Here is a 16,517-nt window from a genome sequence, read left to right on the forward strand (position 1 = left end):
CACTCTGTTCTAAGGAGACCATTTGTTGCTATTTGCTGAATTCACCGCCCGGATCATCGTTGCCTGTATCGGGCTGATCATCGGTCTTGTCATGGGTCTGACTGGCGCCGGTGGCGGAATCCTGGCGGTTCCTGCTCTGGTCTACAGCCAGGGATGGAGTATGCAGCAGGCGATGCCTGTGGCTTTGCTGGCGGTGACTTCCGGTGCGATGATCGGGAGTCTTGAGGGCTTTAGCAAAGGCCTGGTCCGTTATCGCGCCGCAATCGTGATGGCGCTGGCAGGCGCAGTGCCAACCTGGCTGGGGGTGCAGCTGGCACATCGCTTGTCGCAAACCTGGCTGATGGGAATGTTCGCACTGGTTTTGTTGCTGGCCGCAGCGCGTCTGGCGGTGCAACTGAAGCAGGATGAAACATGCGAGGATAATAAAACTGCACTGGCGCGTATCAATCAGCAAACCGGGCGTTTTGACTGGACCCCACGCACGGGCGCGCTGATTGCATCGATAGGCAGTGTGGCGGGGCTGATGACAGGCTTACTAGGGGTAGGTGGTGGCTTTATCATTGTGCCCATGTTGCGTCAATTTACGAATCTGAGCATGCATGGCGCAGTCGCGACTTCACTGTTTTTCATTACTCTGGTCGGCAGTATGGGTGTCGGATCGGCGCTGCTGCACGGAGTACGATTGCCCTTGGTTTTATCCGCAGTTTTTGTGGCTGCGACCATAGCTGGCATGTTAGCCGCGCGCAGGCTGATCAGTCATTTACCGCCGCGTATCGTGCAGCAGGCTTTTATTGCACTCCTGTGTTGTGTTGCCTTTAGCCTGCTCTGGCGTGCTACGCACTGACAGCACCCGTCAGCCTGTAGGGTAACTGGCTGCTCTATGCAGCCTTCATGCAATTCATGCAAGCTTTCGCATAGGATGCAACTTAGCCTTTGACTGAAATACCAAGTAACACAGTGCCATTGCTCATATGGTCATTGGCACGACGCCCCAGGCTCTTACGTCTTCCTTGCGCTTTACGGGTATTGAGCAGGATTGCGCTTTGTGCACCACGCCTGTCCTGTTGTCTGCGGTTGTTCTGGCGTCTTTCTGTCTGTGGCCAGTCGCTCTGTTGTTGGTGAACATGCGGACCTTTATTTATATGGTTCGCAGGCACGTCAGGCGTATGTTGCTCCAGTGTATGCTTTATGGGTGGCATGGGTTTGAGCGGAATCATCGTGTTCTCACAGAAGTACGTCTACGGTGATGCTGCTAACGTTAGACTTCGCTAAAACTTGAGTGAATAGTGTAAAACATGGTTAATTTGTGTAAGTATCTCGACATATATTCATGTTTGCTTAAGCTAATATCAAATTATTGCTAAATTGCAACCAAAGAAGGAAGCATGTAGCGAAGCTGTTATCCAGTTTTATAATCCAGTGTCTTTTCTTTTTTTACTTAAAACTACATGTGCGCGGCACCTATTACTGTCAATGTTCCGGTTGAGCAATTATGCATAGGCTTATATGTGCATATAGATTTGCCATGGCTGGAGCACTCATTTGCGCTCAATAGTTTTAAGATCAAAACGGAAGCCGAGCTACAGGCATTACGTCAGCTGGGATTGAAAACCCTGCGTGTGAATCCGGCCCGCTCAGATTGCCGGCCACTGGCTCCGGCTGCGGTGGTCGCGCAGGAAGCGCCTGCTGCGATTGCGCAGCCAACGCCTGAGGAGCTGGAAAAAATCCGTGAAAAGAAAGCCAGGATAGACCGCCTGATCCGGGAGCGCGAAGCGATCGCTGCGTGCGAAAAACAATTGCTCAAAGCGGCGGGGACACTGAAAAATATTACCCGCAATCTGTTCGCGCGACCGCAAGAGTCGGTGCGCCAGGCGGATGAGTTGATACAGCAAATGCTGGAGTCTTTGCTGGTCGATAAAGATATCGCGATTCATCTCATGAATGACAAAATCGTGGGCGAAGAGGCGTATTTTCATTCGTTGAATGTGACTGTCCTGACCATGATGCTGGCCAAGGAACTCGCGTTTTCCGAGCAGGATATCAAGCTGCTGGGCATAGGGTGTTTATTTCATGATATAGGCAAAATAGAAATTCCTGACCGGATTGCCAATAAAGCCGGTGAGTTGAGCCGCGCAGAGCAAAACCTGTTGCAACAGCATGTGATGTATGGCCTGCAGATCGCCGATAAACTGGCTTTGCCTAAGCCCGTCAAAGATATCATCGCTCAGCATCATGAATACGCCGATGGCGCCGGCTACCCCAATTATCTGCGCGGCGATAAAATCAGCCCGCTAGCCAGGATCGTAGCGATCACCAATACCTACGATAATTTATGTAACCGGCCGGATCCGGCTGACTCCATGAGTCCCTACGAGGCCATGGCGCATATGTTCGGACATATGCGCAAGCAATTTGATACCGCTGCATTGAATCTGTTTATCCGCAGTATGGGCATCTACCCGCCAGGTACCATCGTCAAGTTATCCGACGGCACGCTGGGGATGGTGGTGGCGGTCAATTCTGCTAAACCTTTACGTCCCAGTGTGTTGATCTACGATCCGTCAGTTCCTAAAAGCGAAGCCATCATTCTCGATCTGGAGCATGAAATCTCGGTGGAAATCATAGCCAGTCTGAAACCCGGCCAGCTGGCGCCGGAGGTCTATGACTATCTGAGCCCACGCAAGCGCATGACTTACTTTTTCGATACGCAACGCCAGGCTGTTAATCCCCATTGATCGGCACGTATGATCTCCGCTGCATCCAGTCCGACTCCAAACTTTGTCTATGCCACTCCGCGTGAGCGTTTGTCAGGCCTGGTCGATCAGTTTTGCGAACTCCTGCCACCTTCTGCACATCAGTATAGCCATCAGCTACAGGCACTGGGATTGCCGGTAGCTGCAGATGACGGTGTGGTGATCGGCAGCGGCTATCTGAACGGCCAGTTGATCTATCTGGCGGCACAGGATGGGCGTTTCATGGGCGGCTCGGTGGGTGAGATACATGGCGCTAAAATGCTGGGACTATGTCGCCTCGCTTTACAGGAAAGACCGGCTGCCTTAGTGCTGTTGGGGGATTCTGGCGGTGTACGTTTGCAGGAAGCGAATGCTGGATTACTTGCCATCGCCGAATTACTGCGTGCCGTGCTGGAAGTCCGTGCCGCCGGTATTCCTGTCCTGATGCTGATCGGCGGACAACGTGGTTGCTTCGGTGGTATGGGCTTAGTCGCTCATTGTGCTAATGCGATTGTCATGTCGCCCAACGCCAGACTAGGTATGTCTGGCCCCGAAGTCATCGCCAGTGCCTGTGGCCGCGCTGAGTATGATCCGGCAGATCAGGCGCAGATCATGGCAACCACGGGTGCGCAACACCGTCTAGAACAGGGCGATGTTCTGCAACTGGTATCAGGTCAGATCGAGGATTTTCGCGCCGTCCTGCCTGAATTCATACAGCGTTATTCATCCGGCGCAGCGCTCACGCTGATTACTTGCTTGGATGAGCATCAACTGTTGCGGCAACGTTTGCAAAGCGCATTGTTGTCTGAGCAGTTAGCCGCGACGCCTGTTACTGCGCACACTCTGCAAGATGATCCTTTACTGCAGGTTTTACTGAATTTCAAGGCATACGACTGGCAGTTACGGGGCGATGCGCAACTGGTGCATGGTGAATTGTCGATAGCCGCAAAGCGCTGGACTTTGATTGCGTTGCGCCAGCATGCTGTGATAGGTGTGGAACTGGCGTGGCAAATGGCTAATCTGGTGCTTGCTGCAATACAGCGACAACCACATCATCCGTTGCTTTTGCTGATCGATACTGCCGGCCAGCGTTTGCGGCGTCAGGAAGAAATGCTGGGTTTGCCACGTTTTATGGCTCATCTGGCCAAGTGTCTGCAACTGGCGCGTTTGGCTGACATACCGCTGCTGGCCTTAATTTACGATCAAGCCTTATCCGGCGCCATTGTTGCGACCGGAATGATGGCTGATCAATGCTACGCGCTGGAAGCTGCGCAGATACACGTGATGGCAGCGCCCGCGGTGGCCAGTATCACGGGGATGAGCGTAGACCGGGTGCGTACGTTGAATGGGCATGATCCTGGCTTTGCACCGGGTGTGACGCATTACTGGGCGATGGGGGGAATAGATGCCATCTGGTCCCAGCCGACGGCCGAACTTTTGTTGCAGGCGTTGTTACGGCGCTCGAATGCGGATTGCCGCACTTGGCTCGGTCTGCAGCGCGGCGGAAGAAGTTTGGCGCAACATATTGCAGATGCCGTATTATCCTCAGCAAAACGCAATGAATGAGCACATACGTGGAACAGGTAGAACAATTTCAGCGACATGATCTGGTCTGGCTCTCGCACCAGGCGTGGGAAATGCTGGCGATGGCACAATCTCCCGTTTGGCTGCACGCAGTAAGGGATTGGCAGCAGCAGGAATGGCCGGCAGTCGTTCGCAGACGCGACAGTGATGCCGCAGAGAGTGAGCTATGCATAGGGCTGGAGTTGCCGCCCCAGGATGGTCAACGCCGTCGTCTGGCGACCAGGGTGTCCGTTGAACACGTCATAGAACATCAATCCGGCTTGGCACTCAACACCGTTTTACCATTGGCTTTGCCAGAATGGCAAAATGATTTGCGTGCTTTACAGCAGGATGCTGCTGCCCATGGGCTGCGCTTTCGCGTCTATGGTGCACTGTCCTGGCAGTTTTTGACTGGTCAGCCGCATCTGCAAAATGTATCCCCGATTGATTTGCTGTTTCGTCCAGCCAGTCAGCGGCAGTTGCAGCTGATCTTGCAGTTACTGAGCTGCTTTCAGCAGCGCTTGCCACTGGATGGTGAAATTTTGTTCCCGCAAGGACAAGCTGTGTCCTGGCGTGCCTGGAATCTGGCTGATAGCGCCGGGGATGTGCAGCAGGAGCAAAAAGTACTGGTCAAAGATCAGATGGGTGCCCGCTTGTGCAGTCAGCGCGACATGCTGGCGCTGCTCGCACAGTCAGCCTGAATGGATCAGTAACGGCGACGTGCCTGTCCACCACCACCGGTGTGTTTTTCAATGTGGCGGAAGGTGATCCTGCCTTTGCTCAGATCATAGGGCGACATTTCCAGCGTGACTTTATCACCGGCCAGAATGCGGATGTGATGCTGGCGCATTTTGCCTGAGGTGTAGGCGATCAGCTGGTGGCCATTTTCCAAATTGACGCGGAAACGTGAATCGGGCAGGACTTCTTCAACGACGCCTTGCATTTCCAATAATTCTTCTTTTGCCATGTTGGCTCTTTCTAAGGATGACGTACGCCAGCAGCTGGCTGGTGTCACGCCGGTACGCATCAGACTGCGCACAAATAATCGGGATGAGACGCACGTATGCGTTTCGCTGGTGAGGAATAAGGGCTGAGCTTGTGCTGCGTGAGACGCTGCAAGACAAAAACAGGACTTGCTGGCAGAGCGTTCATCTGAACCTGGACTCTGCAGTAAGCGACCGGATCAGACCAGATAGAGGTCTGGCAAACATGCGGAAACTTGCTGAACCGTGCATTATACCCTGACTTGAGAGATACAAAAAAGAAAAAAGCGCCTCCATGGTGGGAGACGCTTTGTTGCCTCGTAGGTTGACTGTAAAGGCGATCAGCGATCTGAGGAGGGTTGCGTGCCTGTATAGTATTTGACTGTACTGCCTTTCAGTGATCCATCAGCTTGTGGTATGCCTGTGACTTCTATCCTTACGCCGGATGTGGCAAGTGCAGTTTGTAATGCGCTGAGGCCTGCGCTGCTCGTTATGTCTTGCGGCGTAATGCTCACCACGTCTTTGGTGCGGTCCACCTGATACACCAGCGTGGCAGAGCCGCTGGCTGTACTGACATAGACTGTTACCGGTTTAGTACCGCCTTTCGCGCTGATACCGAAACTGTATTGATTGCTGCCCGTACCTGCAACCAGAGCGCTCGATACCGATGTACGTGGAATGGTGATCGGTGTTAAAACTGCATACGGTGCTGACCAGCCATTTTTATTCGCCGCATCACCCCATACCGCGTAGGTCTGACCTTGTGCATAATAGGCCGTTGCAGCGGTACCAAAACTGATTGCTGCATTGTTGGCGCCACCGGTGGTTGCCACAAAAGCCTTGATCGCATCTGTTCCAGCGTTGGTGTAGGTGATTAAAGTCGGGAAACCATAGTTCCAGAATTTAAATCCTGATATCGCAACACTGGGATTTAAAGGATCAAAGCCATTGGCGGTCGCGCTGCTGATATACGTCAAGGGGGAGCTGTAGTTATCGTCAGAGGTATTAAACTGATAGCCGAGATTAAATCCGCTAGTGCTGACATTACCGATGCGGCCATTGAAAGGTGCGGCTTCTATGTCGACTGTACTGGCATGCAGCGGGTTTGCGCTGGCGTCGGCCGGTGTCACTTTGACTTTAAAGCCGCGCAGCAGGTTTCTGGCACTGACAAAAGCGCTGCCACTGCCTATCGGCGTCGCGTCTGAAGCGGCATTCGGATTGCGGAAAAAGAATTTGGTTGTCGGGTCGATCAGAATTTTTGCGGGCTTTCCATCTGCCTGATCCATCCAGAAACTAGTGCCCGCATTGCTGTCGACATGGATGATATGGCCTTCAGGGCTGATGAATACTTTGCTGAAGGATTTGGAGGCATAAATGCGGGTCAGTATCAAGCTGCCATTTTGCTGATAGCGGCAAGCGATGCGCACATAAACGCCGGGTTGTTGCAAGGCAGTGACGATGGCGCTGTTGCTGAAGTCTTTAATCGTTGCATTATTAGCCGGCGTATCCAGATCATAGAACAGCGTACCATTGCTGCTATCCAGGCTGGCTGTGAGAGATTTCCCGGTGTCCGTGGCGCTATAGTTGCCATTGCTGAGTGTCGCTTTATTGAGTTCGAATACCACCGTGTTGATACTTGGTGAAACGCTGGTAACGGTTGCATATTGATGATTCAGTATCAGGCGCGTCAAATCGTTGACTGGCTTGTGTCTGACTGGGCCATTGAAGTTGACTGACCAGATATTCGCCGCACCGGCGGCCGGCACGTGGCCAACAATGAAGGCTGGATGGTCGAGATCAAATTCGATATTAATCGCGCCCGAATTGCTGGTTGGCGTCGGATTCGTGGCGGAGCTGGCTTGTGGTGCAGTGAAAGGCTGAGCCAGTTTAACCGGCACTGTGACGGTCAGTGCGCCAGTCGTACCCTGTGCCCCTTGTATCTGAATCCGGCTGGCTGGGATAACGGCATTGGCAGCTTCCGGGAAACCTGGTTCAGGGTCACTCGCAACGACTAAAGACACGTCGCCGGGATTGGCGCTAATCGTTAGCGTGGCTCCGGTATAGGTGCTGCCTGACACTAGCGTGGCCGCCTGCAAACTGGAAGCAATGTTATCTAATTGTTCCAGATTTCCTGACCACGGTGTACTCAATAAATTGGCAGTTTGTTTGCCATTGGTGTCCGTCAGCGTCAGTGAAACTAGGGTGACATTGATTGCGGCCCAATTTTCCGATGAAGCGTCACTCACGACAATAGGTACGGAAACCGGTGCCGCGGTTGCGGCACTTGGCGGTGTTTGCGGGTTATCCGTTGCTGTCGTTGAGCCGCCGCCACCGCCACAGGCGCTCAAGGCTGCGAGTAAAGAAGTGGCCAATACATATTTACCTTGCTTCATCGTCGTATCTCCGGCTGAGTGAATGTACTTTCAGCTTATGCCTGAGTGACTGTTGCTGTGTATCAAAGTTTTGCAAGCTTGTTTGTATGTGGGGTCATGAGATTTTGTCTGAGTTTCATTCAAATATTGCAAAAATGAGGGAAACTTATCACAGCCAGGCTGAGCATGCAGAGTGGCAGCATCCCGCTAGAAAGGCCAAGCTTCTGAATTGATCTGGTTATACAGGTTTTGGCAAAAACATATTTTCGTAATAAAAAATAACAAGCAGTTGTAACTCGCTGTTACTTCTTGTTTTTGTAGTCGTGACATGACAGGCTCGAAAAGCCACAGAAAAATATAAAAATGAAAATCCACGTATCCTTGTTGCCTGCGCTACACAAGGTGACTTTGTCCGCCTCAAGGTGAATGGAGCATTCATTGGCGAACAGGAGGATGCTATTCAACATTCGCTCAGCGACATTTTTCAAAAATAAGAGGCATGTGCCTGATCTGGCATATGCGCCGCAGTTTGCTATGACCGCCCAGTCAGGTGCTGACGTTAGCGACAGTGGTACGGATGCGCCGATTACCCAGCGTCCACAACTTGGCTGCATCGCGATTTTTCTTATCCCGCTTCCGGATAGCCCCCATGACTTTTAGTAGTCTGCCAGCGAACTCACAATCTCAGCTGGTCGTCGCCATTTCATCGCTGAATATGGGTGTAGTCAACCTGATCGTTTCGACAGTCTGTGGTTTGAATAGCTGTGAATCGATTTCAGTACCAACAGCGTCCCTTTTCTAACTTACACATATAAAAAGGCCGGCATGTACTAGGGTACATGCCGGCCTTTGAATGACGACGGTAGGAATCAGTGAGACCAGATTTGCTGGCGTGATGTCCCAGATTTAGCGCGCAATCGAAGGCTTGATTACTCTGTTAAAAATTAATATTAAGTGAGAAAAAGTGCTTTTAAATCGAATTAAATATTAAAAGTTAATGAGAAAAAAGTTAGTAATTATCGAGAATTATTTTTCGTTGGAAATCAACTTAATTGAAGTCCGAAAAGTAATCTCTCGAGGGCCAGCGAGTTTTTAGTTAACTATTGATGAATCGCATCTATTTGATTTAGTTAAATATGGGTTATTTTAAAATTATTCGCAGCAATTGCAGTGTGATTACTTTGAGGGGCTTTGCACCGAGCCGAACAATGCAGTTGACGCGTTATTGACATAATCGATATTATCATAAAGATATTCAGCCCAAGTCGTGCGAGCTCTCCATTAAACTTGTCGAATGCTTAGACCTTTGTGAAGCGGACTCCAGAACATAATGTACAACCTATTCGAATCCCAACACGTAGTTGCGGAACAGCTAACATCAAGCTCGGAAAAATTTAATTTTCTCAGTTCGGTTCTTCGTTCGTTATTTCAAGTAGCGGCAGTGACGGCACTAGAGATCATCCGCGAACAGACACCCGATGCTGTTGACAACGCTGCGTTTGGTACTTTTGCCAAGCGCTTCAATCAGCCCTCGGATGGTCTGCCCGTTGAAATCCTCGACATCGCGACGACGGTGATTCGGAGCTATGTCTCTCGAACGTACCACGTAGGTTGGTTCGAATGCGACCCAGTTTATGGTAACACCCTCGCGGCTGAAGTGTTAGCATGGGTAACATTCAGAAACAGAAAGCCTGCCCACGGGGTTCTGAGCAATGCTGATGCCGAAGAATGGGCACCGAAACTCTCAGCGTTGATACGCCGCAGCTTAGCGTGCTTTCGCGACACCTTGCCGTGTGTTGCTGAAGTCAACATCTTGAAAACCAACATCGCATCGTCTGAGTTGACGTTGAAGACACCCATGCTTCACGCAGGATTACCTGTGGTCATATTAGGCGTTGATAACCGCAAAGGAGTTTGGAAGCTAAGGGGACAGCCGCTCAGTTGGGACAAGTCGGATGAGTTCGTGGTCGATTTACCTAAAGGCTCAGTCTTTGAGGAATTGGGGGGTAACTTTCCAAATAAGTTCAACATCATTGAGTTGGAGTTCGAAGGCACTAGGCATTCGGTGTTTAGTAATGTGCCGGTGCGGCAAACCAGCACTTTCGAGGGGAGGAATAAGGAGCTAAGTAATCTGACCGAGTGGATCAATGAGCCGTTTGAGTCGAAGTTCTGCCTCATTTTTGGTGATGGCGGCATTGGCAAGACAACGCTCGCACTTGAGTTCCTGAACCGAATTTTGGAGAGCAGTGAAGTTCTAACAGCGAGGCCGCCAAGCGTCATCAGCTACTACTCTGCAAAGATGACGCGTTGGACCGATCAAGGTGTCATCCACCTGCATGGTATCTCTGACGCGATGGAAGACTGCATTCGGGAGCTACTGTTCTGCCTTTACCCGGTGCTGAGCAAGGACTATTACCAGTTAACTGGATTGGCGTTGGTTGACAGGGTTGCTACCGAGTTTACTCAGCAGGGCTTTAAGCGAGATGACATCCTTCTTGTGTTGGACAACACGGAAACCTTGGCTACGTCTCAGGCTGAAGTAGACGACTTCAGCGCTCTCCTGAAGCAAATCGGTAGGCGACTGGGCCGAGTCCTCATCACGTCTAGGCGAAGGGAATTTGTTGCGTTTGAGCCGCTCCAAATCAGCGCCTTGTCGGATGAGGAGTGCGCTTCATTAATGCGGCGGCTTGCCGTGGAGTACAACGCTACGGCAATCAAACAGGCAGGAGAGGCAACTCTGCGCCGAGCGGCGAATCAGCTTGCCAACAAGCCGCTACTCATCGACACACTAGTGAAATATTTGGCTAGGTCGCCGGCCGGCATTAACGAAGCGATCGAGCAAGTATTCAGAAAAACCAATGATCAATTGCTGGAATTTCTATATGACGACGCTTGGCTGCGTATTAACGAACTCCAGCGGGACGTCTTCTTGGCTTTAGTTTCCGCAGCGGTCCCTCTCGATAACCTTTGCGTCGCTGACGCGTGTGCACTCGTAGAAATTCAGCACATCGAATTCCAGAAGGCACTTGATGAGACTTACTTCGCTACCGTCACCAATTACGGGGATCGCTATGATCTGCAGATCGTCGAGCTCGCGGGGCGGTTCTTCCAAAAGCAACTGCAAAGGCGCAGCGATGAAGATCGGAGCAGGATTAAGGGATTCGCGCACAAGATTGATGCGCAGGCCGCTAGGCGTCACCGTGTAGATCAGACTTATCGGCAGGACCGAGTCGCAGAGGCATTCCGTAGCCAATATGCCAAGGCGGCAAAAATTGCAACTGAGCAAGGTGACCTAAAAGCAGCTGAGGACAATTTCCAGTTGGCTTTGGCCGAAGAGCCGATGAACGCTGCGCTACACGATCGGTTTGCTTGGTTTTTACTGAACCGATGCCAGAGACCGGAGGATGCACGCGAGCTTGCAGAGCAGGCCGTTAAGCTTGACTCGCATAATGCGGATGCAGCACTCACATTGGCACTGTGCTGGTATCGGATTGGTGAACTTATAAGGGGTGATAACGAGATCGACGCAGCGAGAAAGAAGGGGAAGTCGCAGTCGATATGCCTGTTGCGAATGGCTATTGCTCGGTATCACACCGTGAAAAAGTTGCCCTATGGCAAGAATGCGGCGGAGCTGCTAAAGGAAAGTGCGTTCTGTGTAGCTCAGGCGATAAAGTCAATGGACTCCGGTGATCGCTTTTTCGCGAAGAACATGCGCGAAGCACGCAAATACGAGGGACTCGTTCTAGAGCTTCAATACAAGATCAAGTCGCGGGAAATCATGACTGACAACGCGACACCTTAATAATCCTGATCCCTAGTTAATGCCTTTTGTCTTCGAAAATTTCCTCAAAAAAATGCTCAATAACTTTCGTCGTCTCGCACGAATGACGAGGAATGAGTTGTCGGTTGAGGATTTGCAAAGTGAATCATGGATAGTTGCACACGAGATCACTAATCAACGGGGTTACGACATCGATTTCTCGGATGTGAATGACGAACAGCTGCTCATGCGAGCTTTGAATGTAAGGTACGTCAAACGAGGTGATTGGCATTTAAGGAAATCAGTTCGAATCGATAAGGATGATTCTGAAGAAGAGAACGCCATTAACTGGTCGAACAGGCTTCGTGCGAGCGAGTCATCTGACCCGCTCGTTACCCTGGTTGAGAGGGAAAATGGTTTTGAACTTACCATGATGCTGCGCTCAAGTTATTCCCAGGCTACGGCATATATCAAACTATTTGATGTATTTGATTTCGATCGGCAAAAAATATGCAATCATCTGGTTGTTAAAAATAATACTTTATTAACTCGATTTCGATTCGCTGCAAAAGTGGTGCGTGTACAGCCTTCATTGTTTGACCGGGTTGAGGCGATTCCTGACGATTTTAATGCGCTGCCTGGAAAAGAATTTCACTTGCCGATTGTGGTCGCTTTCTGTCCGAAGGTAAAACAGCTGGCTTGGGAATTTTAGGCTTACGGGTTCATTTGAATAGGCAAGCTATACAACCACTTTTTTGAGGATTGTTGATTGATATGGCTGTCCGCAAAATACCCAAAAATTATTTGACTGTCACCGGTAGTTTCGCCAGTCAAAAAAACGACCAGATGGATGCATTCGAATCACCGCTGGAGAAAGAGTATCTGCTTCTTCTGGAGTTTGATGAAACCGTCGAGCGTTTCGTGGTGCAGCCCGTCACGGTTCCAGTGCCTGGCGTGGTCAGGGGTTATACGCCGGATGTGTTAGTTTATTTTCTGCCCGATCCAATTTCTGAAAAAATACGCAGACCTTTGCTGACAGAGATCAAGCACACCGACGATCTGAAGCGTAACGGCGACAAATATAAAACCAAATTCGCATCGGCCGATCAGTATGCGTGCGACCAGGGCTGGGAGTTCCGCGTAACGACGGAAAACGATATCCGTACTAGACGTCTGCAGAACATCAAATTTCTCCGAGAGTACCGCAATATAATACCGGACGAGCGTGAGTACCAGCAACTCCTCGTTATTGCTGAAGAATTGGATGAGGCGTTTTCCGTTCCGGATATTCTGGCACGTCTCGCTCCCGACGACGATGCCCAACTGCACTGGCTTCCATTGATTTGGTACGCTATCCTGAAACAAGACTTGATCACCGACTGGGATCTACCTATCGACTACTGTTCTCCTCTATCCCTCGCTTCGGAGCTATGATGGAAAAGCAAGATCGATCAGTGTTATGGATAGAAAAAGGCGCTACGATCTCTAGCCATGGGCGCGAATATGTGATCGTTGCACTCGCCGATATCAATCTGGTCTTGGCCAAGGAAGTGGGCTCCGGTGAAAAAGTCCTGTTAAAAATCGGCGACCTCGAACCGCCCAGACCGGTCGGCAGTCGCGAGCCGGAACCCATTGCCGAACGCAATCTCGAAACCGTTTCAGCGGAAGACTGGCTCATCGCCGAAGAACGCAAGCGCTTGATTACGCCGCTGCTGAATAAGGATTTTCAGCGCCGCGATGCCTTGAGTACGCAGCTTGCAAAGGAAGCGGAAGTCAGTGTCGCAACGATTTATCGTTGGCTGAGCACCTATCGACATTCGGAACTCTTGTCGTCATTGCTGCCTAACAATACACAGCGCGGTGGTAAAGGCAAACCCCGCCTGTTGCCTGAGGTGGAAACGATCATCGCGACGACCATAGAGAATTTTTACGACATCGAACAAAAGAACTCGATTGCCGCCACCATAGAAGAAATTCGCCGTCTTTGTTCTAACGCGAATTTGCCGTTGCCTGCAATCAATACAATTCGAACCCGCCTCGGTAAAACCAACGGCCGCGCGCGAGTGAAGAAGCGTGAAGGTGAGGCCAAGGCGCACGACTTGCACGATCCGATTAAAGGCAAAATCCCTGATGCCGAATGGCCGCTCGCGCTGGTGCAGATCGACCACACCTTATTGCCGGTCATTATCGTCGACGATGTGTATCGTAAATCGATTCGCCGTGCATGGATTACGCTGGCAATCGACGTAAATACGCGCGTTTGCGTCGGCATGTACCTATCCCTGGATGCGCCGTCGGCGATGTCGGCGGGCATGTGCATTTCCCATGCGATCCTGATGAAGGATAAGTGGCTGAATCGCTTAGGGATTACCAGTGTCGATTGGCCTTGTTGGGGAACGATGGGTATTCTGCACATGGATAACGCCAGGGAGTTCCGCGGCGACATGCTGAAATTTGCCTGTAAAGAATACGATATCGATCTCCACTTACGCCCGGTCAAGAAGCCTCGCTACGGCGCGCACATAGAGCGCCTGATGGGAACCGTTTCAGAGGGGTTGAAAACACTCAAAGGCGCCACGTTTTCCGGGCCGCAAGAAAAAGGTACTTACGATGCCGAAGGTAACGCCTGCATGACTTTCAGCGAGCTCGAAAAATGGCTAGTGCTATTCTTCGGAAGATACCATCGCAAGGTACATTCCGGCATTGGTACTACCCCGCTGACCAAGTGGCGCGAAGGCTTGCTCGGTACCAAGGATAAGCCGGGACGCGGATTGCCGGCACGACGCATCGACGAAGAAATGCTCCGTATTAATTTCATGCCGTTTTTTGAGCGCACCGTGCAGAACTACGGCGTGCTGATCGACGATGTCCATTACTATCACGACGTATTGCGACCGTGGATCAATGCCAAACATCCGGAATATGAAAAGCATAAAAGGAAATTTCGCTTTCACCGCGACCCGCGCGATATCAGCGCGTTATATTTCTTTGACGAAATCGCGCAGCGCTATTTTGCGATTCCGTATCGCGATGTGAGCTTACCGCCTGCCAGTATTTGGGAGCTGCGCGAAGCGCACAGAAAGGCCGACGAAAAAGGGATTCCACACGAAAACGAGAAAGCGGTCTTTGCATTGCTGACCGAGCAACGCGAACTGGAAAAAGACGCCGCGGAGAAAACGAAATCGGCCCGACGAGCGCAGCAAAGGCGCGTACAACATAGCAATGCCAGGGCTCAGAAAAAAGAAGATTTGCCGACCGCCAGTCAAGCAACATCCAGCGCACCGCCGCCGGTAGTGAAAGGTTACGATCCAGACGCGGTGCAACCATTGGATGACGAATGATGTCGATCGTCAGTACTTATTCACATTTGAGCGAAACGGCAAAAGCGCTGGTAGAAAGAAGCGACGAAGAGCGCATCTACGCTATTCGCGAAGGAACCTGGCTCGGCTATAAGGATGCCAAGCGCATTCTCGCCAAGATGGAAGACCTGCTGAATTACCCACGCATCACGCGTATGCCAAACATGTTGCTAGTCGCACCGTCGTTCAATGGAAAGACATCGATACTCCAGCGATTTTTGTCGTTGCATCTGCCTGATTTGGATCCGGCCAATGAAATGACTATTTGTCCGGTCATTATGGTCGAGTCTCCGCCAAAACCGGATATTTCTGATTTCTATACGCGCATTCTGGATGTGCTCATGACTCCTTACAAACCGACTGCCTCGGTGTCAGAAAAGTACTCCCAAATTAAGCGACTGTTTCGCCAGATGGAGGTAAAGATGCTGATCGTCGACGAGATCCATCATTTGATTGCCGGTAGCCTGAATCGGCAACAGGAATTTCGCAATGCCCTGAAAAGTCTCGGCAACGAAACCATGGTGACCATTGTCGCGGCCGGCATCGAGGACGCCTACAATGCTTTCAATACCGACCCGCAGATGTCGAGCCGTTTCACGCCGGAAGAGCTGCCGCTCTGGAAAGCCAACAATGAATTTGGCTCTTTACTGGCCACGCTTGAGATGCGTATGCCGCTCAGACTGGCATCGAATTTGAAGGATCCAGCGACGATGCTGGCCATCCATACCTGCAGCGAGGGAACGTTGGGCGATATGTGCGACCTGGTTAAGGAACTGGCGGTCGACGCCATTCGTAACAAGACGGAACGGATCACTCTTGAAAGGGTAAATGCGATGCAATGGGTTCCGCCTTCTAAGCGTAAGCAATACCGGCGTCACTGAATGCAATGCGTGGCTTCACTTCACCGTTGTGGCCAATACGCTATAAGCCATTTCCGGATGAATTGCTCTCTTGCTGGTTGGTACGCCTGGCGCATGGGCATGGTCTAAAGGTACAAACATTCTGCAACCTGATGTTCGGTAACCGGCGTCAAGTCTGGAATCGCGACATCGACCGGCTGGCTCCGGTATGGTTAGTCGACGAACTCATCCTGCGCACAGGAACATCGCCTGAGACGGCATGGGGAACGACCTTATGTTCCTACGAAGGCATCCTCTATCCAAAATTTCGTTTGTCCAGTACCTTGAGGTGGATCCTTGCGCTCAAGGTCTATCACCGGACGCGCCAAGGTTATGGTTTGCAATTTTGTCCTGCATGTCTAGCTGAAGATGAAATCCCCTATTTTAGAAAGCGCTGGCGAATCGCATTGAATACCGTTTGCGGCAAACACGGCACCATGCTTTTTGATCGCTGTCCGCACTGTGGCGCTGCCGTGGCCTTTCATCGTTTAGACATGGTAGGGATGGAAGCGATAGATGTTGCGCCTCTATCATATTGCCACTCATGTCAATTCGATTTAAGAAGCGCTTCACCGGAAAAGCCGATTGTTTATGACGCGGCGACATCTTTACTATTACTTGATGCAAGTCACCAGTTCCGTCATGACAGAACGCCGGAGTCTGAGTGGGATTTGGGGCGCTTTGCAGTGATGCATCAGTTATGCAGAATTATGACTACGCGAGTAAGCGCCCGGTCATCACAGGTTGACCGGTTCTGATATGGATGATGGAAATTATTGAGCAAGCTTCCAGTTGTGTGGCAGTAGTTCGCCGATGCGGCTGAATGGTTGCAATGGTAGCCTTTCCAAT

14 protein-coding genes are annotated in these 16,517 nt (G+C 51.1%); 11 read left to right on the forward strand and 3 right to left on the reverse strand.

What is annotated here, in order from left to right; translation table 11 throughout:
* Window positions 1-22: 22 nt before the first annotated feature.
* On the forward strand, window positions 23-844 hold the full coding sequence (locus tag H8K47_RS15065; RefSeq protein ID WP_268977684.1) for a sulfite exporter TauE/SafE family protein: 822 nt from the start codon (window positions 23-25) through the stop codon (window positions 842-844).
* Window positions 845-926: 82 nt separating this feature from the next.
* Here the strand turns inward: H8K47_RS15065 and H8K47_RS15070 are convergent, their stop codons facing one another.
* Window positions 927-1,199 carry a hypothetical protein gene (locus tag H8K47_RS15070; protein ID WP_186882224.1) on the reverse strand — a complete coding sequence of 91 codons (273 nt, stop codon included), beginning with the start codon at window positions 1,197-1,199 and terminating at the stop codon, window positions 927-929.
* Window positions 1,200-1,448: 249 nt separating this feature from the next.
* Between H8K47_RS15070 and H8K47_RS15075 the strand changes: the two genes are divergently transcribed.
* Genes H8K47_RS15075 through mdcG form a run of 3 tightly spaced genes read left to right on the forward strand, consistent with a single transcriptional unit; the run spans window position 1,449 to window position 4,996 of the window.
* On the forward strand, window positions 1,449-2,735 hold the full coding sequence (locus H8K47_RS15075) for an HD-GYP domain-containing protein (RefSeq protein ID WP_186882225.1): 1,287 nt from the start codon (window positions 1,449-1,451) through the stop codon (window positions 2,733-2,735).
* A 9-nt stretch (window positions 2,736-2,744) separates the two neighbouring features.
* Window positions 2,745-4,298: a biotin-independent malonate decarboxylase subunit beta gene (locus H8K47_RS15080; protein WP_186882226.1), complete on the forward strand. Its 1,554-nt coding sequence runs from the start codon at window positions 2,745-2,747 to the stop codon at window positions 4,296-4,298.
* Window positions 4,295-4,996: a malonate decarboxylase holo-[acyl-carrier-protein] synthase gene (mdcG, locus tag H8K47_RS15085; protein WP_186882227.1), complete on the forward strand. Its 702-nt coding sequence runs from the start codon at window positions 4,295-4,297 to the stop codon at window positions 4,994-4,996. Before H8K47_RS15080 ends, mdcG begins: the two co-directional genes overlap by 4 nt.
* A 5-nt stretch (window positions 4,997-5,001) precedes the next feature.
* On the opposite strand, the gene infA is transcribed toward mdcG, so the two are convergent.
* Entirely contained in the window at window positions 5,002-5,262 is a 261-nt protein-coding gene (gene infA, locus H8K47_RS15090) for a translation initiation factor IF-1 (protein WP_186882228.1), read from the reverse strand.
* Window positions 5,263-5,619: 357 nt separating this feature from the next.
* Window positions 5,620-7,671 carry a hypothetical protein gene (locus H8K47_RS15095; protein WP_186882229.1) on the reverse strand — a complete coding sequence of 684 codons (2,052 nt, stop codon included), beginning with the start codon at window positions 7,669-7,671 and terminating at the stop codon, window positions 5,620-5,622.
* Window positions 7,672-8,184: 513 nt separating this feature from the next.
* Here H8K47_RS15095 and H8K47_RS18515 point away from each other — a divergent pair.
* The 7 genes from H8K47_RS18515 (at window position 8,185) to H8K47_RS15125 (ending at window position 16,426) form a co-directional block, all read left to right on the forward strand.
* Entirely contained in the window at window positions 8,185-8,310 is a 126-nt protein-coding gene (locus tag H8K47_RS18515) for a hypothetical protein (protein WP_268977685.1), read from the forward strand.
* Window positions 8,311-8,980: 670 nt separating this feature from the next.
* Complete coding sequence (locus H8K47_RS15100; protein ID WP_186882230.1) at window positions 8,981-11,452, forward strand: hypothetical protein; 2,472 nt, start codon at window positions 8,981-8,983, stop codon at window positions 11,450-11,452.
* Between the two features lie 19 nt (window positions 11,453-11,471).
* On the forward strand, window positions 11,472-12,122 hold the full coding sequence (locus tag H8K47_RS15105) for a hypothetical protein (protein ID WP_186882231.1): 651 nt from the start codon (window positions 11,472-11,474) through the stop codon (window positions 12,120-12,122).
* Between the two features lie 62 nt (window positions 12,123-12,184).
* The gene (locus H8K47_RS15110) at window positions 12,185-12,844 is read left to right on the forward strand and encodes a TnsA endonuclease N-terminal domain-containing protein (protein ID WP_186882232.1); all 660 of its coding nucleotides are present in this window, start codon (window positions 12,185-12,187) and stop codon (window positions 12,842-12,844) included.
* On the forward strand, window positions 12,841-14,751 hold the full coding sequence (locus H8K47_RS15115; protein WP_186882233.1) for a Mu transposase C-terminal domain-containing protein: 1,911 nt from the start codon (window positions 12,841-12,843) through the stop codon (window positions 14,749-14,751). The genes H8K47_RS15110 and H8K47_RS15115 overlap by 4 nt, the downstream gene beginning before the upstream one ends.
* Window positions 14,748-15,650, forward strand: coding sequence for a TniB family NTP-binding protein (locus H8K47_RS15120; protein ID WP_186882234.1), 903 nt, complete (start codon window positions 14,748-14,750; stop codon window positions 15,648-15,650). Before H8K47_RS15115 ends, H8K47_RS15120 begins: the two co-directional genes overlap by 4 nt.
* Window positions 15,651-15,655: 5 nt before the next feature.
* A complete protein-coding gene (locus tag H8K47_RS15125; protein ID WP_186882235.1) occupies window positions 15,656-16,426 on the forward strand; it encodes a TniQ family protein in 771 nt (256 codons plus the stop codon).
* The last annotated feature ends 91 nt before the right edge of the window (window positions 16,427-16,517 follow it).

The organism is Cognatundibacterium rugosum, from assembly GCF_014284365.1.
In the GTDB taxonomy this organism is placed as follows: Bacteria; Pseudomonadota; Gammaproteobacteria; order Burkholderiales; family Burkholderiaceae_D; genus Undibacterium; species Undibacterium rugosum.

What these genes read in the sequence shown, in the direction of transcription:
- H8K47_RS15105 (WP_186882231.1), top strand. Translation starts at nt 11,472, where the DNA reads ATGCCTTTTGTCTTCGAAAATTTCCTCAAAAAAATGCTCAATAACTTT.
- H8K47_RS15115 (WP_186882233.1), top strand. Translation starts at nt 12,841, where the DNA reads ATGATGGAAAAGCAAGATCGATCAGTGTTATGGATAGAAAAAGGCGCT.
- H8K47_RS15070 (WP_186882224.1), bottom strand. Translation starts at nt 1,199, where the DNA reads ATGCCACCCATAAAGCATACACTGGAGCAACATACGCCTGACGTGCCT.
- H8K47_RS15110 (WP_186882232.1), top strand. Translation starts at nt 12,185, where the DNA reads ATGGCTGTCCGCAAAATACCCAAAAATTATTTGACTGTCACCGGTAGT.
- H8K47_RS15120 (WP_186882234.1), top strand. Translation starts at nt 14,748, where the DNA reads ATGATGTCGATCGTCAGTACTTATTCACATTTGAGCGAAACGGCAAAA.
- infA (WP_186882228.1), bottom strand. Translation starts at nt 5,262, where the DNA reads ATGGCAAAAGAAGAATTATTGGAAATGCAAGGCGTCGTTGAAGAAGTC.
- H8K47_RS15080 (WP_186882226.1), top strand. Translation starts at nt 2,745, where the DNA reads ATGATCTCCGCTGCATCCAGTCCGACTCCAAACTTTGTCTATGCCACT.
- mdcG (WP_186882227.1), top strand. Translation starts at nt 4,295, where the DNA reads ATGAGCACATACGTGGAACAGGTAGAACAATTTCAGCGACATGATCTG.
- H8K47_RS15095 (WP_186882229.1), bottom strand. Translation starts at nt 7,671, where the DNA reads ATGAAGCAAGGTAAATATGTATTGGCCACTTCTTTACTCGCAGCCTTG.
- H8K47_RS18515 (WP_268977685.1), top strand. Translation starts at nt 8,185, where the DNA reads ATGACCGCCCAGTCAGGTGCTGACGTTAGCGACAGTGGTACGGATGCG.
- H8K47_RS15125 (WP_186882235.1), top strand. Translation starts at nt 15,656, where the DNA reads ATGCGTGGCTTCACTTCACCGTTGTGGCCAATACGCTATAAGCCATTT.
- H8K47_RS15100 (WP_186882230.1), top strand. Translation starts at nt 8,981, where the DNA reads ATGTACAACCTATTCGAATCCCAACACGTAGTTGCGGAACAGCTAACA.
- H8K47_RS15075 (WP_186882225.1), top strand. Translation starts at nt 1,449, where the DNA reads ATGTGCGCGGCACCTATTACTGTCAATGTTCCGGTTGAGCAATTATGC.